Origin of the sequence: Methylotuvimicrobium buryatense, from assembly GCF_005931095.1 — a bacterium.
Lineage (GTDB): Bacteria > Pseudomonadota > Gammaproteobacteria > Methylococcales > Methylomonadaceae > Methylotuvimicrobium > Methylotuvimicrobium buryatense.
This window is the reverse complement of the sequence record NZ_CP035467.1, coordinates 706777-721650: the sequence shown is the minus strand read 5'-3', so window position 1 is coordinate 721650 and position 14874 is coordinate 706777. Positions and strand designations below refer to the sequence as shown.

Below are 14874 nucleotides of genomic sequence, written 5' to 3'. Positions count from 1 at the left end.
TTTATTCGCCTTAATATACCTATCGCACTTCAAATTTCGGCATTAGCGTATGGAGGCGTCGGGGTGTTCGGCAAAGGCTTTGGCAACATGGATGCTGTCATAGAGCATAAATGGACGTATTCACGGCGTCCTTTGACGGGCGCCACGACGCCGAATTTTGACCAGCAAAGGGTATACAAGTTGAATATTGACCATGACCGGATGATAATGAGCCGTTAACTATAAAAATGCGTTTAGAGATCGATTAAACTAATCGACTCATGGACAAGCAATATTGTAGAATCCAAAAGCTTTCCACCCGCATTTTCATAACCCAGATCATTATCATTTCGGCCAGACCACTCAATGAAAAAAGCCTCGCAAAAAGCACCTTCCGCGGCACCCTACGCTAGTCTAGAAAAAAACGCCTCCTCACACTTTTCGGCAGGACGATATAAAAACGCCGCCGAAATCTATAAAAACTTGCTGAAACACTCCGATAATCCGGATTGGCGCAAAAAACTAGCCGAGTGTTATTTGCAAAGGGCATTGAATATGGCGGAAAAAGGCATGCCGAAGGAAGCCGCCGTATTGTGGGAAAACTATTCGGAATGGGCAGAACCGCCCCTGGCAGCTTTAGAGGCTTATATTTTATGGCTGTTGTCGGTTAAAAACACAGAGAAAGCTTTCGCAAGAATCGATCGAATCGATGCCGAACAACTGGATAAAAATCATCCCGAGCTTGCAGTGTGGCTGGGTTTTTTATTGGTTTGCGAATATCCCGGTATTGAAGCGCATGTACCGCATGACTCGGCTGTAATGCTACATTGGCAAACGGTTCGCGACGCTCTCGAGGCTTACCGGAGCAACCGGCTCGAACATATCGACGATTTACTGAAAAAGCTACCCTTCCGCTCCGCCTTCCGTGACCTTCGATCCCTACTGAAAGCGCAACTGTCCCTACCGGCGTCGATCGAACAAGCGCAAACCTTATTGTCGAAAATTCCGGATGGTTCGCCCTATCGTCCGGCGGCGAATGCTTTGACCGCCTATATGTTTCAAGGATCTGCTTTCGTTGAGGCCTCGCTACAACTCGAAGATAGCCAACGCCGACTGATTGCCAAGGCCAGAGATTTATCGAATAAGCAGATTGAATTGCTCGACGCTATAGACAAGCAACGCAACAATCTGACCGACAAAGCGCAATTCAATTTAGCCATCCGCTACCGCGAACTGATCGGAAACGAAGCGGCGAGCCGCTTTTGCCAAGCCATGCTGGCACGCTACCCCTCCGGACGTAAAGACTTTCTGAAAAACTTCGCCGCGAAAGACTCGATCGAAAGCGAGCGTATTCAGGCCTTAATCCACGAAGAAAACCATGACCACGATGAAGCCGAAGATCACTGGCTGCATTACATTGAGGCGTTAAAAACCCAAGGACCGGAAAGCCATAAAAAAATCGCATTGATATACAGGCATTTGACTCAAAAGCTTCCGCCTAGCCTGGCTGTCGAATTTCTCATGGATAGCTTGCAATACGACCCGGAAGACCGAGACAGCTATCTAAAAATATTGGATTATTTCGAACAGGAAGAACCGGACCCGGAAGAGCATGCGATATGGCTGGCAAAAGGCCTGAAACACCTTCCGAAAGACATCGAGATGCTGGTTTGCGCCGCCAAGTCCGCCATGCGCAAAAAAGCCTTCAAGAAGGCCGCCAAATACGCACAAGACTTGTTGAAAATCGACCCGGTCAATACGTTGGCCAAAGAGTTGTTGTTTTCAAGTCACTTAGCGCATGCACGCAAGCTGATTAAAACCCAAAAATTCCATCTGGTCGACAAAGAACTCCAAGCGGCCGAGCAATTATCGATCGATAAGACTTTACTGAGACAAGCGGACTTAATTCGCGGATTTTATATTTGGGCCGCCGAAGACAAAGACCGTGGCCTCAAAGCCATAGCCGATACTCTACAATCAATGAATCCGGGGGCTGCAACCGCCCACTTCCAAGGTTTTATCGAGTCGGCCTTGATGGATGTCCCCTACGCACCCATCGCAAAAAAATTGCCGGCCGTCAAAGCTTACGAGCTATCCGAACCGGAACTACTGCACTTGACAGAATCGGTCGAGCGCTACGGCGAACAGCTCGAAAAGCTCGACGTAGTGTTCAAAGCGCTCGATAAAATCAAGGCGCCGCTCAAAAAATCGATGAAATTGCTCAATTACGGCGAACAGGCGCTCTTAGCTTGGTGCCAAACGCTCGAACAGATCGATCATTTCGATTTATTGAAACAATGCGCGAAATCGGCCGATGGCGTCTGGGAAAAACCGATCTGGTCGTATTACCGAGTCGTTGCAGAATGCCAGGGCGATCCGAGCCGCCTCGATATTACCTGGACGCTAAGACTGCAAAACGCGATCGAAATCGCTCATGAACAAAAAGACAGTAAGACCGAATTCAAGATTAGACGCTTTATTGAACGCTCCATCGGCTTTCAAAATCCGTTCGGTTTCGACGATGAAGACGACTTTTACGAAGACGGTTTTGACGAAGACGAAAGCGGATTCGACCCCGACATTATCGAGGGTTTGTTCGATCATGTGCCGAAGCGGAATATGATCAAAATCGGCAAAAAGTTTGAAGAAATGATGAATAAATCATCGCCGGAACAGCTCATGATGGATGTGATGACGAAATACGCAGAAAGAGTCGACCCGAACCAGCTCGTCGGATTACTGATGGACCCCAGCTTTCTGGTGGCGATCATGATGCTCGAAGCCGCTCAATCCTTGCGTATCGATATCGACTTGAGTTTCGATGAAATTATCGAATTTTTCACTGACGACGAACCGTTTTCTTTCCCGTTTGACCCTTACTAACCGACATGACGACACCTTATCAAATTCTCGGCGTTTCCGAACATGCCAACGATGCCGAGATCAAGCAGGCTTATTTAAACTTGGTCAAGGAAAACCCGCCCGATCGCGATCAAGAACGCTTTCAGCAAATTCAACACGCCTATGAAACGATCAAAGACAGCGACAGCCGCATTAATTACGAATTATTTCATTTCCCGGAAACCGACTTCAATGCCTTGCTGGATCACGCTTTCCAGCAAAAAACCGAGCTACGTTCCCTGAATCCTGACGACTTTTTCAGGTTACTGAATGCCGTCTCAATCGACAAAGCCGTTACGGGCGCCATTAAAAACAAGTCATCATGAACACCGAAACACCTCCAGCCGAATTGCTCGATACCTTACAGCATTATTTGGAACAAACCGACTTTGCGCATTTGGCGGCGGTCGATCAACCGGATTTGACGGTTTTATTCACCGATCTAGCCGGCTTGAAAAGCGAAGTCAAGGCCGAGTCCCGGCAATTCAAGGCAACGCTCGACACACTCAACGAAGCCGTGTCCGCTCTCAAAACCGATAACCATGTATTGGCGGACGAGCTGGCCGCATCCGCCGAGCGTCTTAAGCAACAAGTGAGAGAGTCTCAGCGCACGCTGCTGCTCGACATTATCGATATTTACGACCGACTCAGCGAAGGCTTTCGAGTACTGCAAAATTACCGCCCGGTCGATGCCTTGTTCAATCATTCGAAAAAACAAGACGTACGTTTTATCAACGGTTTCACAAAGGGCCAGGAAATCACGCTAAAACGCTTCGAACAATTGTTGCAGAGACGAAATGTTTTTTCGATCGACTGCGTCGGTAAGCCTTTCGATGCTCATACGATGAAGACGCTGGAAGTCGGCCATGACACGAAACTGGAAAACGGTATCGTGCTCGAGGAACTCCGCAAGGGTTTTCTATTTGAAGATCAAATACTGAGACTGGCCGAAGTCAAAGTCAATAAACTCTAACATTAGACAAAAACACTATGAATGAAATCATTATCGGAATCGATCTCGGAACGACTAACTCCGAAGTCGCCATCGTCGAAAACGGCAAGGTGCATATTATTACCGACGACGGCAAAAAAATATTACCGTCCGTGGTCGGCATCGACGACAACGGCGAAATACTGGTCGGCGAAACCGCCCGCAACCAATACTTGATTTACCCGGAACGCAGCGTCAAGTCGATCAAGCGTTTGATGGGGCAAGATACCCACGTCATAATGGCCGGCCTTGATTATACGCCGCAAGAAATTTCGGCAATCATCTTGAAACGTCTGAAAGCGATAGCCGAGAAGCATGTCGGCCAATCGATAAGCAAAGCCGTCATTACCGTACCGGCTTATTTTTCCGATGCGCAGCGCCAAGCGACGCACGAAGCCGGCGAAATCGCAGGTCTCGAAGTGGTGCGGATGATCAATGAACCGACCGCTGCCGCGCTGGTTTACGGTGCCGGCCGAGACGAAGCCAAACGCATGTTGGTATACGATTTGGGCGGCGGCACCTTCGACGTTTCTGTCGTCAATGTCCAAGCCGGCGTCGTCGAAGTCTTATCGAGCCATGGCGACAACCATCTCGGCGGCGACGACTTCGACCAACAAATCGTCAATCATATTCAAGACCATATCAAGGAACAACACGGTATTAATATTTCCGAGCATAGCAAGGCGTTGGCGCGCATCACGCGCGCGGCCGAAAACGCCAAGCTGGTATTGTCCGACGAACCCTTTGCTCTGATCGAAGAGGAATATCTGCTCGAACACGAAGGCTCGCCTATCCATCTGACCTTGGAATTGTCGCGCGGCGATTATGAAGACATGATCGAGGATTATATCAACGCGACGATGGATGCCCTGCATATCGCACTCAAAGGCGCGAAATTGACGGTTTCCGACATCGACGAAATTATTTTGGTCGGCGGCTCGACACGAACACCGTGCATTCGCGAGCGGCTGTTCGAAGAATTCGGCTTCGAGCCGCACAGCGAAGTCGACCCGGATTTATGCGTGGCAATGGGCGCGGCCACGCAAGCCGCGATGATTGCCGGACAAGACGTCGATACGGTCCTGGTCGACGTCACACCTTATACCTACGGCACCAGCGCACTCGGCTTTTTGGACGGCGCACCCTATCCCTACCAATTTGTACCGATCATCCATAAGAATAGCGTGTTGCCGACGCGAAAGTCCGAGGCCTTCATGACCTTTCAGGACGGACAAAAATCGGTCAACGTCAGAATTTTTCAAGGCGAAGACCCGGACGCGCTGAACAACATCGAAATCGGTGAGTTCATGGTCGAAGACCTCCAAGACGTACCGGCCGGCAATATCATTACGCTGACATTAGCCCTGGATTTAAACGGGATGCTGCATGTTTCCGCCAAGGAAAAAGCAACCGGCCTCGAAAAATCGATCACAATCAACAATGCAATTTCACGTTTCGAGACCGAAGAACTTGCCGGCGCGAAACGGCGTATCGATAGCCTATTCGGACAAATGGATTCTAGCTCGGACGAGATTGAAACAAGCGATGATGTTTCAGAAAGCAAAGCCGTCGCCGAGGCCCGTCAGCTGATCAAAAAAGCCGAAACCTTATTCGACACGGTATCCGATGAGGATAAAGAAGACATGGTCAATTTGATCGAAACCATCACCGACTGCATCGAAGCCGGCGATGAAGGCGCACTCCAAGAGCCGGTCGAACAATTGAACGACATCATTTATTATCTCGAATCGTAATGAAGCGCTGCCCTTGCTGTAATGCGCGCCTGAACGACGCGCCCCTTTGTCCGCGATGCGGAGCCGACTTAAGTCGCGTCCTGAGCTGCGAGCAACGCGCTAAGCAATGGTTGGCTTTATCGTTACAAACGCTTGAGGCAGGCCACGCAACCATCGCAGCACATGCCGTCAAGCGTTCGTTAAGCTATCGACAAACGCTTGAAGCCCGAATTTTTCGGGAATTTCTGATTCGCCACCAATACGGCGCACTCTATGACTCTCTAGCACGGCAAGATTGGCCGAGCGCGCGCCAAACTATCTCTAACTTGCATGTTTTACAAGGCGATAATGAAGCATTAAGACGCTTCCAGGAATTCATCAATCATTTATCGGCCCGATCGACAAACCATTCCGAACCTTATAGTCGATGGCATTTGCTGTGAAAGTTCGTAGATATAGACTCTTTATCTAATTTTTCGATATGCAAAAGCTAAGCGACGAAAATTCCGGTTCCGAAGAGGGTGCGCTTGCTCGACAGGCGTCGTCGGCAGGGGAAGCCTTTGTCGAGCCCCCCCGATGCCTCCTTACGTGCTGCCGAAATTTGAAGTACGAAAGGTTTAATTAATACTGGCATTCAGGCTCGAATGTGGTTCAAAGGCCTGCCAGTCCATGGCGGAATGACGGGTTTCCCTTTACTGAATGGCAGTGTCTCTCTCCCCTCGAACTTTCATTTGCAGGGGCGAATGCTTTTTCTTGATTAATGAAAAATCGTATCGTCCGGATAGAACTCGTCGTCGACCGCGGGATCTCCGGGAATTCTTTTCTCCTCGGCCGCCCATTCGCCCAAATCGATCATTTTGCAGCGCTCGCTGCAAAATGGCTTAAATAGCTGCTGCGCAGTCCATGGAACGGAGCACCCGCACTGCGGACATTTAACTACCAACGTTTTTTCATTACCGTTCATTAGAATTGGCAGCAGGTCAACATAAAAGGAACGTTTTCCTGGCTTTGAGTGGGCCTGGAACCGTCGGCTGCAGGACGCATGAAACGTATCGTGAACCGGTGCTTGCCGCCGCTAATCTCGGCAAAACAAGGAATGCTTCGGTCAACACTGATTCTGAGCAATTGCAGCGGAAGGCTTTTATCAAGCGAGGACTGATAAAACCCTGCTTCCGCTTCCTCTTCGGTCGGCGTACTGCTTTGCCTAATAAATCCTAGAATCATATCAATCGCTTTACGAATATCCTTAAACGGCTTAGTCCATTGCTCCAAGGCTTGTTGTTGAACGGTCTCGTCTTGTTCCAGCCAGTAATGAAAAGCGGGTAAATCGAACGAGCAAGTTCCGCCCGGTATCGAGCTGCGCTGCGAGATACTTTGAAACAAATCGTTTTCCATCAATTTCAAACCGATTTTTCCGCTAGCCGCATAGAGATTATGACTGGTTTGGTTAAGTTCGCCGAGGATTTCATTTACTTTTTCGGCATTGACCCCCTCGCTGCCTGCCAATTGATTCAACACCTTTATATGACGCTCAAGTTCTTTAAGAATTTCCGACTTGAGATCGTTACGGCTAAAAATCGTCAGAATATCGAGCAAGATATTGATTGCCGCCCGCCTATCGGCCATGGTGCTCCCTTCTAAAAAATGTCCAAGTTGCTTAAAAAGCAACTCGAGCCGTATTAAAATCCGGATTCGCTCATTGAGTGGAAATTCGTAGACTATAGGGGAATTCACTGATTAAAAATCCTGCCGTATGCTTAAGTAAAGATACAAATTGTGCAGTTTTTTAACTTGTTCTGCAAGCATGGAATCGGACGAGGCATTGTCAATTAGATCGTTAGCCAAGGCTTTTCGCTGTTCGCGTGTGGCTTGAGAAGCAATAATCGCTCGAACAATTTTTTCGTCGAGACGATCTCTTTTGGTTACGCGCTCGATTTGGGTTTCAACGGGACAGTCGACCACCAAAACTCTGTCGACTAAATTGAGCATACCGCTTTCAACCAGTAAGGGAACGCAAATGATGCAGTAAGATGCATCAAGCGATTCAACGCGCGTCAATATGCTTTGCCGTACCATCGGATGCACAATCGCTTCCAGCTTACGTTTTTGTTCGGCATCGGCAAAAATCAACTCACGCATCGCGCTTCTATCGAGGCTACCGTCGGCAGCAATCACCTGTTCGCCGAACGCGTGACGAATTTGCTCCAAAGCCTGGCTACCGAATGCGACGACTTCGCGGGCAATAGCGTCGGCATCGATCACCGGAACGTTCAGTTCGGCGAATAAATCCGCGATGGTGGTTTTTCCGGAACCGATACCGCCGGTCAGGCCGATTTTCAACATCGCTTTATAATCCGGCAAAATTGAGATAAGCCTGATTGATTTTATCGCCCCACAATAAAGCGATCCACCCGGCCGCGGCCAAGTAAGGACCGAATGGAATTGGAATATTCTTGTCGCGCTTTACCAAAATAACCATTGCAATGCCGGTAACGGCACCGACCAGGGATGACAGCAAAATAATCGGCAGGATATATTGCCAACCCAACCAAGCCCCAAACATTGCCAACAGCTTGAAATCGCCGTATCCCATGCCTTCTTTGCCGGTCAACAGCTTGAAACCATGATAAACCGTCCAAAGCGATAAATAACCGGCGATAGCACCGATAATCGAGGAATGCGTATCGATAAAGATATCGAAAAGACTTAAGAACAAACCCAACCAAAGTAAAGGTAACGTAATCGAATCCGGTAAAAGTTGATGGTCAATATCGATCGCACTCAGCGCAATCAAGGACCAGGTGAGTATGAGCGCGAACAGCGCCTCTACCGAATAACCGAAATGCCAGGCGATTAAAACCGAAAAAAAACCGGTTAAGCCCTCGATAATAGGATAGCGTTTGGATATCGGCGCATTGCATTGAGCGCAACGGCCTTTCAACAACAAATAGCTGAGCACCGGAATATTTTGATAAGGCTTTATCGGGGTTTCGCAATGGGGACAGCGTGACAATGGAAAGACTAAGTTAAATTTTGAATCGGCTTCCCCACTTCCAGTATCGAGACCGGCACATTGCATATCACCCGTGGACTGCAAATAATCGATGCACTCGCGGCGCCAACTTTTTTGCATCATAATCGGCAAACGATAAATGACGACGTTCAGAAAACTACCAACCATGAGACCGACAATACCGATTAAAGCCATTAATGCAGCCGGCGAGTCGGCAAATATTTCAAGTCCTTGCATGAGTATTATTTGATGGTTCAATTGAAATTAACCGTGATGCCTAAAACCGCAGCACGCCGAAGAAATGAAAAAAACCCATAAGCGTGATAGCTACCTCGGGCAAACCCCCATTCACTATTCACTATTCACCATTCACCATTCACTGCTAACCAACCTTATCCCACTGCCGCACCCATTTTAAAGATCGGCAGATACATCGCGACGATCAAGCCGCCAACCAATACACCCAGCACCGACATGATCAACGGTTCCATCAAACTGCTAAGATTGTCTACCAAATTGTCGACCTCTTCTTCGTAAAAATCGGCAACCTTGCTCAACATCGTATCGATCGAACCGGACTCCTCACCGATTGCAACCATTTGAATCACCATGTGCGGAAATAGAACGGTCTGCTGCATAGCAAATTGCAGACGCTGACCCGTAGCGACATCTTCGCGCATTTTCAAAACGGCATCGGCGTAAATGATGTTTCCGCAAGCCCCCGCAACAGACTCCAGCGCTTCAACTAACGGAACGCCAGCGGCAGACATCGTCGACAGCGTTCTGGAGAAACGCGCGATGGCCGATTTATTCAAGATTAACCCAACGACCGGTATTTTCAGTAAGGTTCTGTCCAGAAAATGATTGAACGGTCTAGATCGTTTATGGAAATAACTAAACGTATAAACAATCGCTACGATACTAGCGACCATTATCCACCACCATGCCTGCATCCATTCGGAAAGACTAATAACCATCTTCGTGAAAGCGGGAAGATCGGCTCCGAAGCTCTGAAACAACTCTTCGAACACCGGTACGACGAAAATCAGCAAAATGGCGGTGACGACAAACGCGACGACCAGTACCGCAATCGGATAGGTCAACGCTTTTTTGATTTTTTTCTTGAGCGATTCGGTTTTTTCTTTATAGGTCGCTATTTTATCGAGCAATGTTTCAAGCACCCCCGCCTGCTCGCCCGATTCGACCAGATTACAAAACAGCTCATCGAAATAGACCGGTCTTCTTTTCAGCGCTTCGGCCAAGGTATCGCCGCCTTCAATATCTGCCTTGATGTCTAGCAACATCTTTTGCATGCTCGGGTTGTCATGCCCTCTACCGATGATATCGAACGATTGCACCAACGGCACGCCGGCTTCGAGCATCGTCGCGAGTTGCCGGCTGAAAATAGCGATATCGCCTGGCGTAATGGCTTTGACACGGGCGCCGAATAAGGGCTTGGGTTTTTTCTTGACACTAATGACGCGCACGCCCATTTTGCGCAATTCGCTCCGAGCAATAGTTTCGGATTTCGCGGCGATTTCCCCTTTGGTCCGCTTCCCGCTTTTATCTTTGCCATCCCAGATGAAATCAATTTGTTCGACTTGTTCAGACATAATTACTCCTTAGTGACCCGGTCGATTTCTTCCAGGCTAGTAATGCCTTGACAGACTTTCTCAAGACCCGACGCGCGCAAGTCGTTGATGCCTTCGGCTTTGGCTTGTTCGGCTAATTGCATAGTATTGCCGCCTTCCAGAATCAGTTTACGCATATTTTCGCTAATCGGCATAACCTGATAGATTCCGACTCGGCCTTTGTAGCCGCTAGTACAATGTTCGCAGCCAGCAGGATTAGCCGTAAAAATTTTAAGCTTAGCTAGCTCTTCTTCTTTGAAACCGGCCGAAATCAACACCGAATCCGGCAAATCGGACTTAACCTTACAATATTCGCATAAGCGTCTGGCGAGGCGTTGAGCCATGATCAAATGCACCGCTGAAACGATGTTAAACGGCGGCACGCCCATTTGCACGAGACGGTTTAACGTTTGCGGCGCATCGTTTGTGTGCAGCGTGGACAATACCAAATGGCCCGTTTGTGCGGCCTTGACGGCAATTTCGGCGGTTTCCAAATCCCGTATCTCACCGACCATAATGATATCCGGATCTTGTCGTAGAAAAGCCCGCAAGGCACCGGCAAAGGTCAACCCGGCTTTCGGATTCATATTAACCTGATTGATACCCGGCACCGTAATTTCGACAGGGTCCTCGGCGGTCGATATATTCCGTTCGACGCTATTTAGCAGATTCAAGCCCGTGTAAAGGGTAACGGTTTTACCGCTACCGGTAGGACCCGTTACCAAAACCATGCCGTAAGGCCGATTGATCGCCTCAAGAAATCGTTGTTGTTGGACGGGTTCAAAGCCGAGTTTTTCGATACCGATTTGCGCGCTGGTCGGATCGAGTATACGCAGTACGACTTTTTCGCCGAACAACGTCGGACAGCTATTGACCCGAAAGTCGATTGCCCGATTTTTCGACAATGCCATCTTAATCCGCCCGTCCTGAGGAACGCGCCGTTCGGCGATATCCATTTTAGCCATGACCTTGATACGGGAAATAATCCGAGTTGCGATATTGGGAGGCGGACTTGCCACTTCATAAAGCATGCCGTCTGCCCGAAAGCGAATTCGGAAACTTTTTTCATAAGGCTCAAGATGAATATCCGAAACACCTTTTTTAATCGAATCGAGCAAAATTTTATTGACGAAACGTACGATAGGCGCATCGTCCACATCACTTGCCGCCTCGTCTCCGGCCGGCTCCTGATCGCCGCCGGTAATTTCTAAATTCTCCAGGTCGGCATCCAGCAAATCGGTCATCGTGGTATCGGCAGCTTCCATTGATGTCTCGATAGCCTTAGACAACTTATCTTCTTCGACCAGAATCGTGTCGATATTCAGGCGCGTATGGAACTTTATTTCGTCTTGAGCTTGAAAATTGCCGGGATCGGAAACCGCTAAAAACAAGCGGTTTCCGCGCTTAAGCAACGGTAAAGCATGATGCTTTCTAATCAGTTTTTCACTGACCAAATTGACCGGCAAGCTACGAATATCGAGCGCGTCGAGATCGAGTTGCGGAATACCGAACTCTTTGGATGCTTTGGCGGTGACCGATTTGCTGTCAACCAATTTATTGGTGACCAAATAACTGATCAGCGGTAATTTGGCTTTCTTCGCAGCCTGCATATGCAATTGCATATCCGCCTCGGTAATCAAGCCGGCTTGGACCAAACATTTCGGTAGACCGCCGATCGGCAGGTCGATTAAATCTGTTGCCATAGATGAGGTTTGAGGTTCAAGGTCCAAGGTTTGAGGTTCAAGGCTCAAGGCTCAAGGTTTAAGATATAAGTTCCACCTTGCCCCTTTCTCCTTGCCACTTATTAAAGTGCCTTTATCTTTATCAACTGTGCTTCCAAACTGTTAAGTGTAGATCGTAACTCGGCGAGTTTCTGTTTTTCTTTTTCGACTACTTCGGCCGGTGCTTTATCGGTAAAGGACGGATTATTAAGCTTGCCTTCGATCCTCGGCAATTCTTTGCTGATGCGTTGAATTTCCTTGTCCAGTCGGGCCGATTCGGCTTCTTTGTCGATCAATCCCGCCATCGGTATCAAAATTTTCATATCGCCGACCAAGGCAATTGCCGATTCGGGCTCGGCATCGCCTTGGCTTAACCATCCAATTTTTTCCAAACGCCCCAACTTCTCCAGATAGATACGGTTATTTTCGACAAAATTACGATCCTGACCTGAGCCGTTTTGCAGCAACACCGGCAAAGGTTTCCCAGGAGCAATATTCATTTCGCCGCGAATTCTGCGCACCCCCAGAATAACACTCATGATCCAATCGATTTCATGCACGGCGGCCTTATCGATTTGCTCAGCATCGGATTCCGGATATGGCTGAAGCATGATGGTCGCCTCATGAACGCCGGTCAAAGGCGCAACGCGCTGCCAAATTTCCTCGGTAATGAAAGGCATTAGCGGATGAGCCAATCGCAAAATTTGCTCCAAAACGGTCAATAATGTTTTACGGGTTCCTCGTTGCTGAGCTTCGCTGCCGGATTGCAACGATATTTTGGCCAATTCCAAATACCAATCGCAATATTCGTTCCAGGTAAATTCGTAAATCGCTTGAGCCGTCAAGTCGAAACGATACGCCTCGATATCGTGGCGAATCGTTTCGGTCACTTCATTCAGGCGAGACCTTATCCAGCGATCCGCCAGACTATATTCGCAATCGGCGTCGTCTAGCCCGTTATCCTGGCCTTCGGTATTCATCAGCACGAAGCGCGCGGCATTCCACAGTTTATTACAGAAATTTCGATAACCTTCCGTGCGCGCCAAATCGAAACGAATATCGCGGCCGGTCGACGCCAATGACGCGAACGTGAAGCGCAGCGCATCGGTACCGAACGAAGGTATACCGTCGGGAAAGTGTTTACGCGTCGCGGCTTCGATTTTCTTGGCTAAATGCGGCTGCATCATGCCAGAGATGCGTTTTTGCACTAACGATTCCAGGTCGATACCATCGATCAAGTCAATCGGATCGAGTACATTGCCTTTCGACTTGGACATTTTCTGGCCTTCGGCATCACGTATTAAGCCATGGATATAGACTTCTTTGAAAGGTACCTGACCCTGAAATTTTAGGCCCATCATAATCATTCGAGCGACCCAGAAGAAAATAATATCGAAACCGGTAACCAGTACACTAGTCGGATAATGTTTGGCCAATTCGGGCGTGTTCTCCGGCCAACCCAAAGTTGAAAAAGGCCACAGCGCCGATGAAAACCAGGTGTCGAGCACGTCTTCATCCTGACGCAGCGGATAGTCGTCTTTGAGCTTATGCACCGAGCGGATTTCCTGTTCGGAACGGCCGACATAAACATTACCTTCGTCGTCGTACCAGGCAGGAATTCGATGTCCCCACCAGATTTGCCGTGAAATACACCAGTCTTGGATGTTGCGCATCCATTCGAAATAGGTGTTTTTCCAGTTGTCCGGCACGAATTTGATCGTACCGTTTTCGACCGCTTCGATCGCCGGCGCCGCCAAAGGCGCAACTTTGACATACCATTGATCGGTCAAGAACGGTTCGATCACGCTGCCGGAGCGGTCGCCGCGCGGCACCATCAATTTATGGTCTTCGATTTTCTCGAGCAAGCCCTGAGCTTCTAGGTCGGCAACCACCTGTTTCCTCGCTTCGAAACGGTCCAACCCGAAATATTGATGCGGTATCAGTTGATCCGGATCGTCCTTGTTATCCCTGATTTGTGCATCGACCGTGAATATATTGATCAAGCCGCCATGCGGCAATGCCTGCATGACGCTTTGATCGCGGTGTCGCAACCAGACTTCGTAATCGTTAAAGTCATGGGCCGGCGTGATTTTGACACATCCGGTACCGAACTCAGGATCGACGTATTCGTCGGCGATGATCGGAATGCGCCGCCCGGTCAAAGGCAGTTCAACAAACTCGCCGAGCAAATGCTTATAGCGCTCGTCATTCGGATGAATCGCAACCGCGGCATCGCCAAGCAGGGTTTCCGGGCGTGTTGTCGCGACAACAAGATGACCGGTACCGTTAGTCAGCGGATAACGCATGTGCCATAACGATCCGTTTTCCTCTTCGGATAAAACTTCCAAATCGGACACGGCGGTGTGTAGCACCGGATCCCAATTGACCAAGCGCTTGCCCCGATAAATCAGACCTTCTTCATAAAGCCGAATGAATACCTCGCGAACGGCGTCCGACATGCCCTCGTCCATCGTAAAGCGCTCCCTCGACCAATCCAGCGACGAGCCCATTCGACGCAACTGGCGCATGATCGTACCGCCGGACTCTTCTTTCCATTCCCAGATTTTCTCAATGAAGGCTTCTCGCCCGAAATCATGGCGCGTCTTGCCGTCGGCCTCGACCAGACGTTCGACGACCATTTGCGTCGCGATGCCGGCATGGTCCGTTCCTGGTTGCCACAGCGTGCTACAACCTTTCATTCGATGATAACGCGTCAACGCATCCATGATCGTGTCTTGAAATGCATGGCCCATATGCAGGCTACCGGTAACATTCGGAGGAGGAATCATGATGCAATAAGATTCGCCATCCTGCCGCGGCGCAAAATAGTTATTTTCTTCCCAAGCCTGATACCAGCGTTGTTCAATTGAATGAGGGTCGTAAGTCTTGTCCATGTTTATGCGTT

General features: G+C 49.0%; 12 protein-coding genes. 5 read left to right on the top strand and 7 right to left on the bottom strand.

The genetic code is table 11. From position 1 onward, the window contains the following. Positions 1 to 345: 345 nt before the first annotated feature. Genes EQU24_RS03395 through EQU24_RS03375 form a run of 5 tightly spaced genes read left to right on the top strand, consistent with a single transcriptional unit; the run spans position 346 to position 6047 of the window. Positions 346 to 2862, top strand: coding sequence for a hypothetical protein (locus EQU24_RS03395; RefSeq protein ID WP_017840846.1), 2517 nt, complete (start codon positions 346 to 348; stop codon positions 2860 to 2862). Between the two features lie 5 nt (positions 2863 to 2867). After that, a complete protein-coding gene (locus EQU24_RS03390) occupies positions 2868 to 3206 on the top strand; it encodes a J domain-containing protein (protein ID WP_017840847.1) in 339 nt (112 codons plus the stop codon). Next, a complete protein-coding gene (locus EQU24_RS03385) occupies positions 3203 to 3853 on the top strand; it encodes a nucleotide exchange factor GrpE (RefSeq protein ID WP_017840848.1) in 651 nt (216 codons plus the stop codon). The genes EQU24_RS03390 and EQU24_RS03385 overlap by 4 nt, the downstream gene beginning before the upstream one ends. A 17-nt stretch (positions 3854 to 3870) precedes the next feature. Continuing rightward, positions 3871 to 5625: an Hsp70 family protein gene (locus EQU24_RS03380; protein WP_017840849.1), complete on the top strand. Its 1755-nt coding sequence runs from the start codon at positions 3871 to 3873 to the stop codon at positions 5623 to 5625. Further along, positions 5625 to 6047, top strand: a complete 423-nt coding sequence (locus EQU24_RS03375) for an FmdB family zinc ribbon protein (protein ID WP_017840850.1) — start codon at positions 5625 to 5627, stop codon at positions 6045 to 6047. The genes EQU24_RS03380 and EQU24_RS03375 overlap by 1 nt, the downstream gene beginning before the upstream one ends. Before the next feature lie 314 nt (positions 6048 to 6361). On the opposite strand, the gene yacG is transcribed toward EQU24_RS03375, so the two are convergent. From yacG to EQU24_RS03340, 7 genes are all read right to left on the bottom strand, one after another. Beyond that, a complete protein-coding gene (gene yacG / locus EQU24_RS03370; RefSeq protein WP_014147184.1) occupies positions 6362 to 6568 on the bottom strand; it encodes a DNA gyrase inhibitor YacG in 207 nt (68 codons plus the stop codon). After that, the gene (gene zapD, locus EQU24_RS03365; protein WP_026130183.1) at positions 6568 to 7338 is read right to left on the bottom strand and encodes a cell division protein ZapD; all 771 of its coding nucleotides are present in this window, start codon (positions 7336 to 7338) and stop codon (positions 6568 to 6570) included. Before zapD ends, yacG begins: the two co-directional genes overlap by 1 nt. Positions 7339 to 7341: 3 nt before the next feature. Continuing rightward, positions 7342 to 7947 carry a dephospho-CoA kinase gene (gene coaE, locus EQU24_RS03360; RefSeq protein ID WP_040575649.1) on the bottom strand — a complete coding sequence of 202 codons (606 nt, stop codon included), beginning with the start codon at positions 7945 to 7947 and terminating at the stop codon, positions 7342 to 7344. A gap of 4 nt (positions 7948 to 7951) precedes the next feature. Continuing rightward, a complete protein-coding gene (locus tag EQU24_RS03355) occupies positions 7952 to 8854 on the bottom strand; it encodes a prepilin peptidase (RefSeq protein ID WP_017840853.1) in 903 nt (300 codons plus the stop codon). Positions 8855 to 9009: 155 nt separating this feature from the next. Beyond that, positions 9010 to 10230 (bottom strand): type II secretion system F family protein, encoded by a 1221-nt coding sequence (locus tag EQU24_RS03350; RefSeq protein ID WP_017840854.1) that lies wholly within the window; start codon positions 10228 to 10230, stop codon positions 9010 to 9012. A 2-nt stretch (positions 10231 to 10232) separates the two neighbouring features. Beyond that, positions 10233 to 11951 carry a type IV-A pilus assembly ATPase PilB gene (gene pilB, locus EQU24_RS03345; protein WP_017840855.1) on the bottom strand — a complete coding sequence of 573 codons (1719 nt, stop codon included), beginning with the start codon at positions 11949 to 11951 and terminating at the stop codon, positions 10233 to 10235. 101 nt (positions 11952 to 12052) lie between these two features. After that, complete coding sequence (locus EQU24_RS03340) at positions 12053 to 14863, bottom strand: valine--tRNA ligase (protein ID WP_017840856.1); 2811 nt, start codon at positions 14861 to 14863, stop codon at positions 12053 to 12055. Between the last annotated feature and the right edge of the window lie 11 nt (positions 14864 to 14874).

What these genes read in the sequence shown, in the direction of transcription:
- EQU24_RS03340 (WP_017840856.1), bottom strand. Translation starts at nt 14,863, where the DNA reads ATGGACAAGACTTACGACCCTCATTCAATTGAACAACGCTGGTATCAG.
- EQU24_RS03375 (WP_017840850.1), top strand. Translation starts at nt 5,625, where the DNA reads ATGAAGCGCTGCCCTTGCTGTAATGCGCGCCTGAACGACGCGCCCCTT.
- EQU24_RS03350 (WP_017840854.1), bottom strand. Translation starts at nt 10,230, where the DNA reads ATGTCTGAACAAGTCGAACAAATTGATTTCATCTGGGATGGCAAAGAT.
- EQU24_RS03385 (WP_017840848.1), top strand. Translation starts at nt 3,203, where the DNA reads ATGAACACCGAAACACCTCCAGCCGAATTGCTCGATACCTTACAGCAT.
- EQU24_RS03355 (WP_017840853.1), bottom strand. Translation starts at nt 8,854, where the DNA reads ATGCAAGGACTTGAAATATTTGCCGACTCGCCGGCTGCATTAATGGCT.
- pilB (WP_017840855.1), bottom strand. Translation starts at nt 11,951, where the DNA reads ATGGCAACAGATTTAATCGACCTGCCGATCGGCGGTCTACCGAAATGT.
- EQU24_RS03380 (WP_017840849.1), top strand. Translation starts at nt 3,871, where the DNA reads ATGAATGAAATCATTATCGGAATCGATCTCGGAACGACTAACTCCGAA.
- EQU24_RS03390 (WP_017840847.1), top strand. Translation starts at nt 2,868, where the DNA reads ATGACGACACCTTATCAAATTCTCGGCGTTTCCGAACATGCCAACGAT.
- EQU24_RS03395 (WP_017840846.1), top strand. Translation starts at nt 346, where the DNA reads ATGAAAAAAGCCTCGCAAAAAGCACCTTCCGCGGCACCCTACGCTAGT.
- coaE (WP_040575649.1), bottom strand. Translation starts at nt 7,947, where the DNA reads ATGTTGAAAATCGGCCTGACCGGCGGTATCGGTTCCGGAAAAACCACC.
- yacG (WP_014147184.1), bottom strand. Translation starts at nt 6,568, where the DNA reads ATGAACGGTAATGAAAAAACGTTGGTAGTTAAATGTCCGCAGTGCGGG.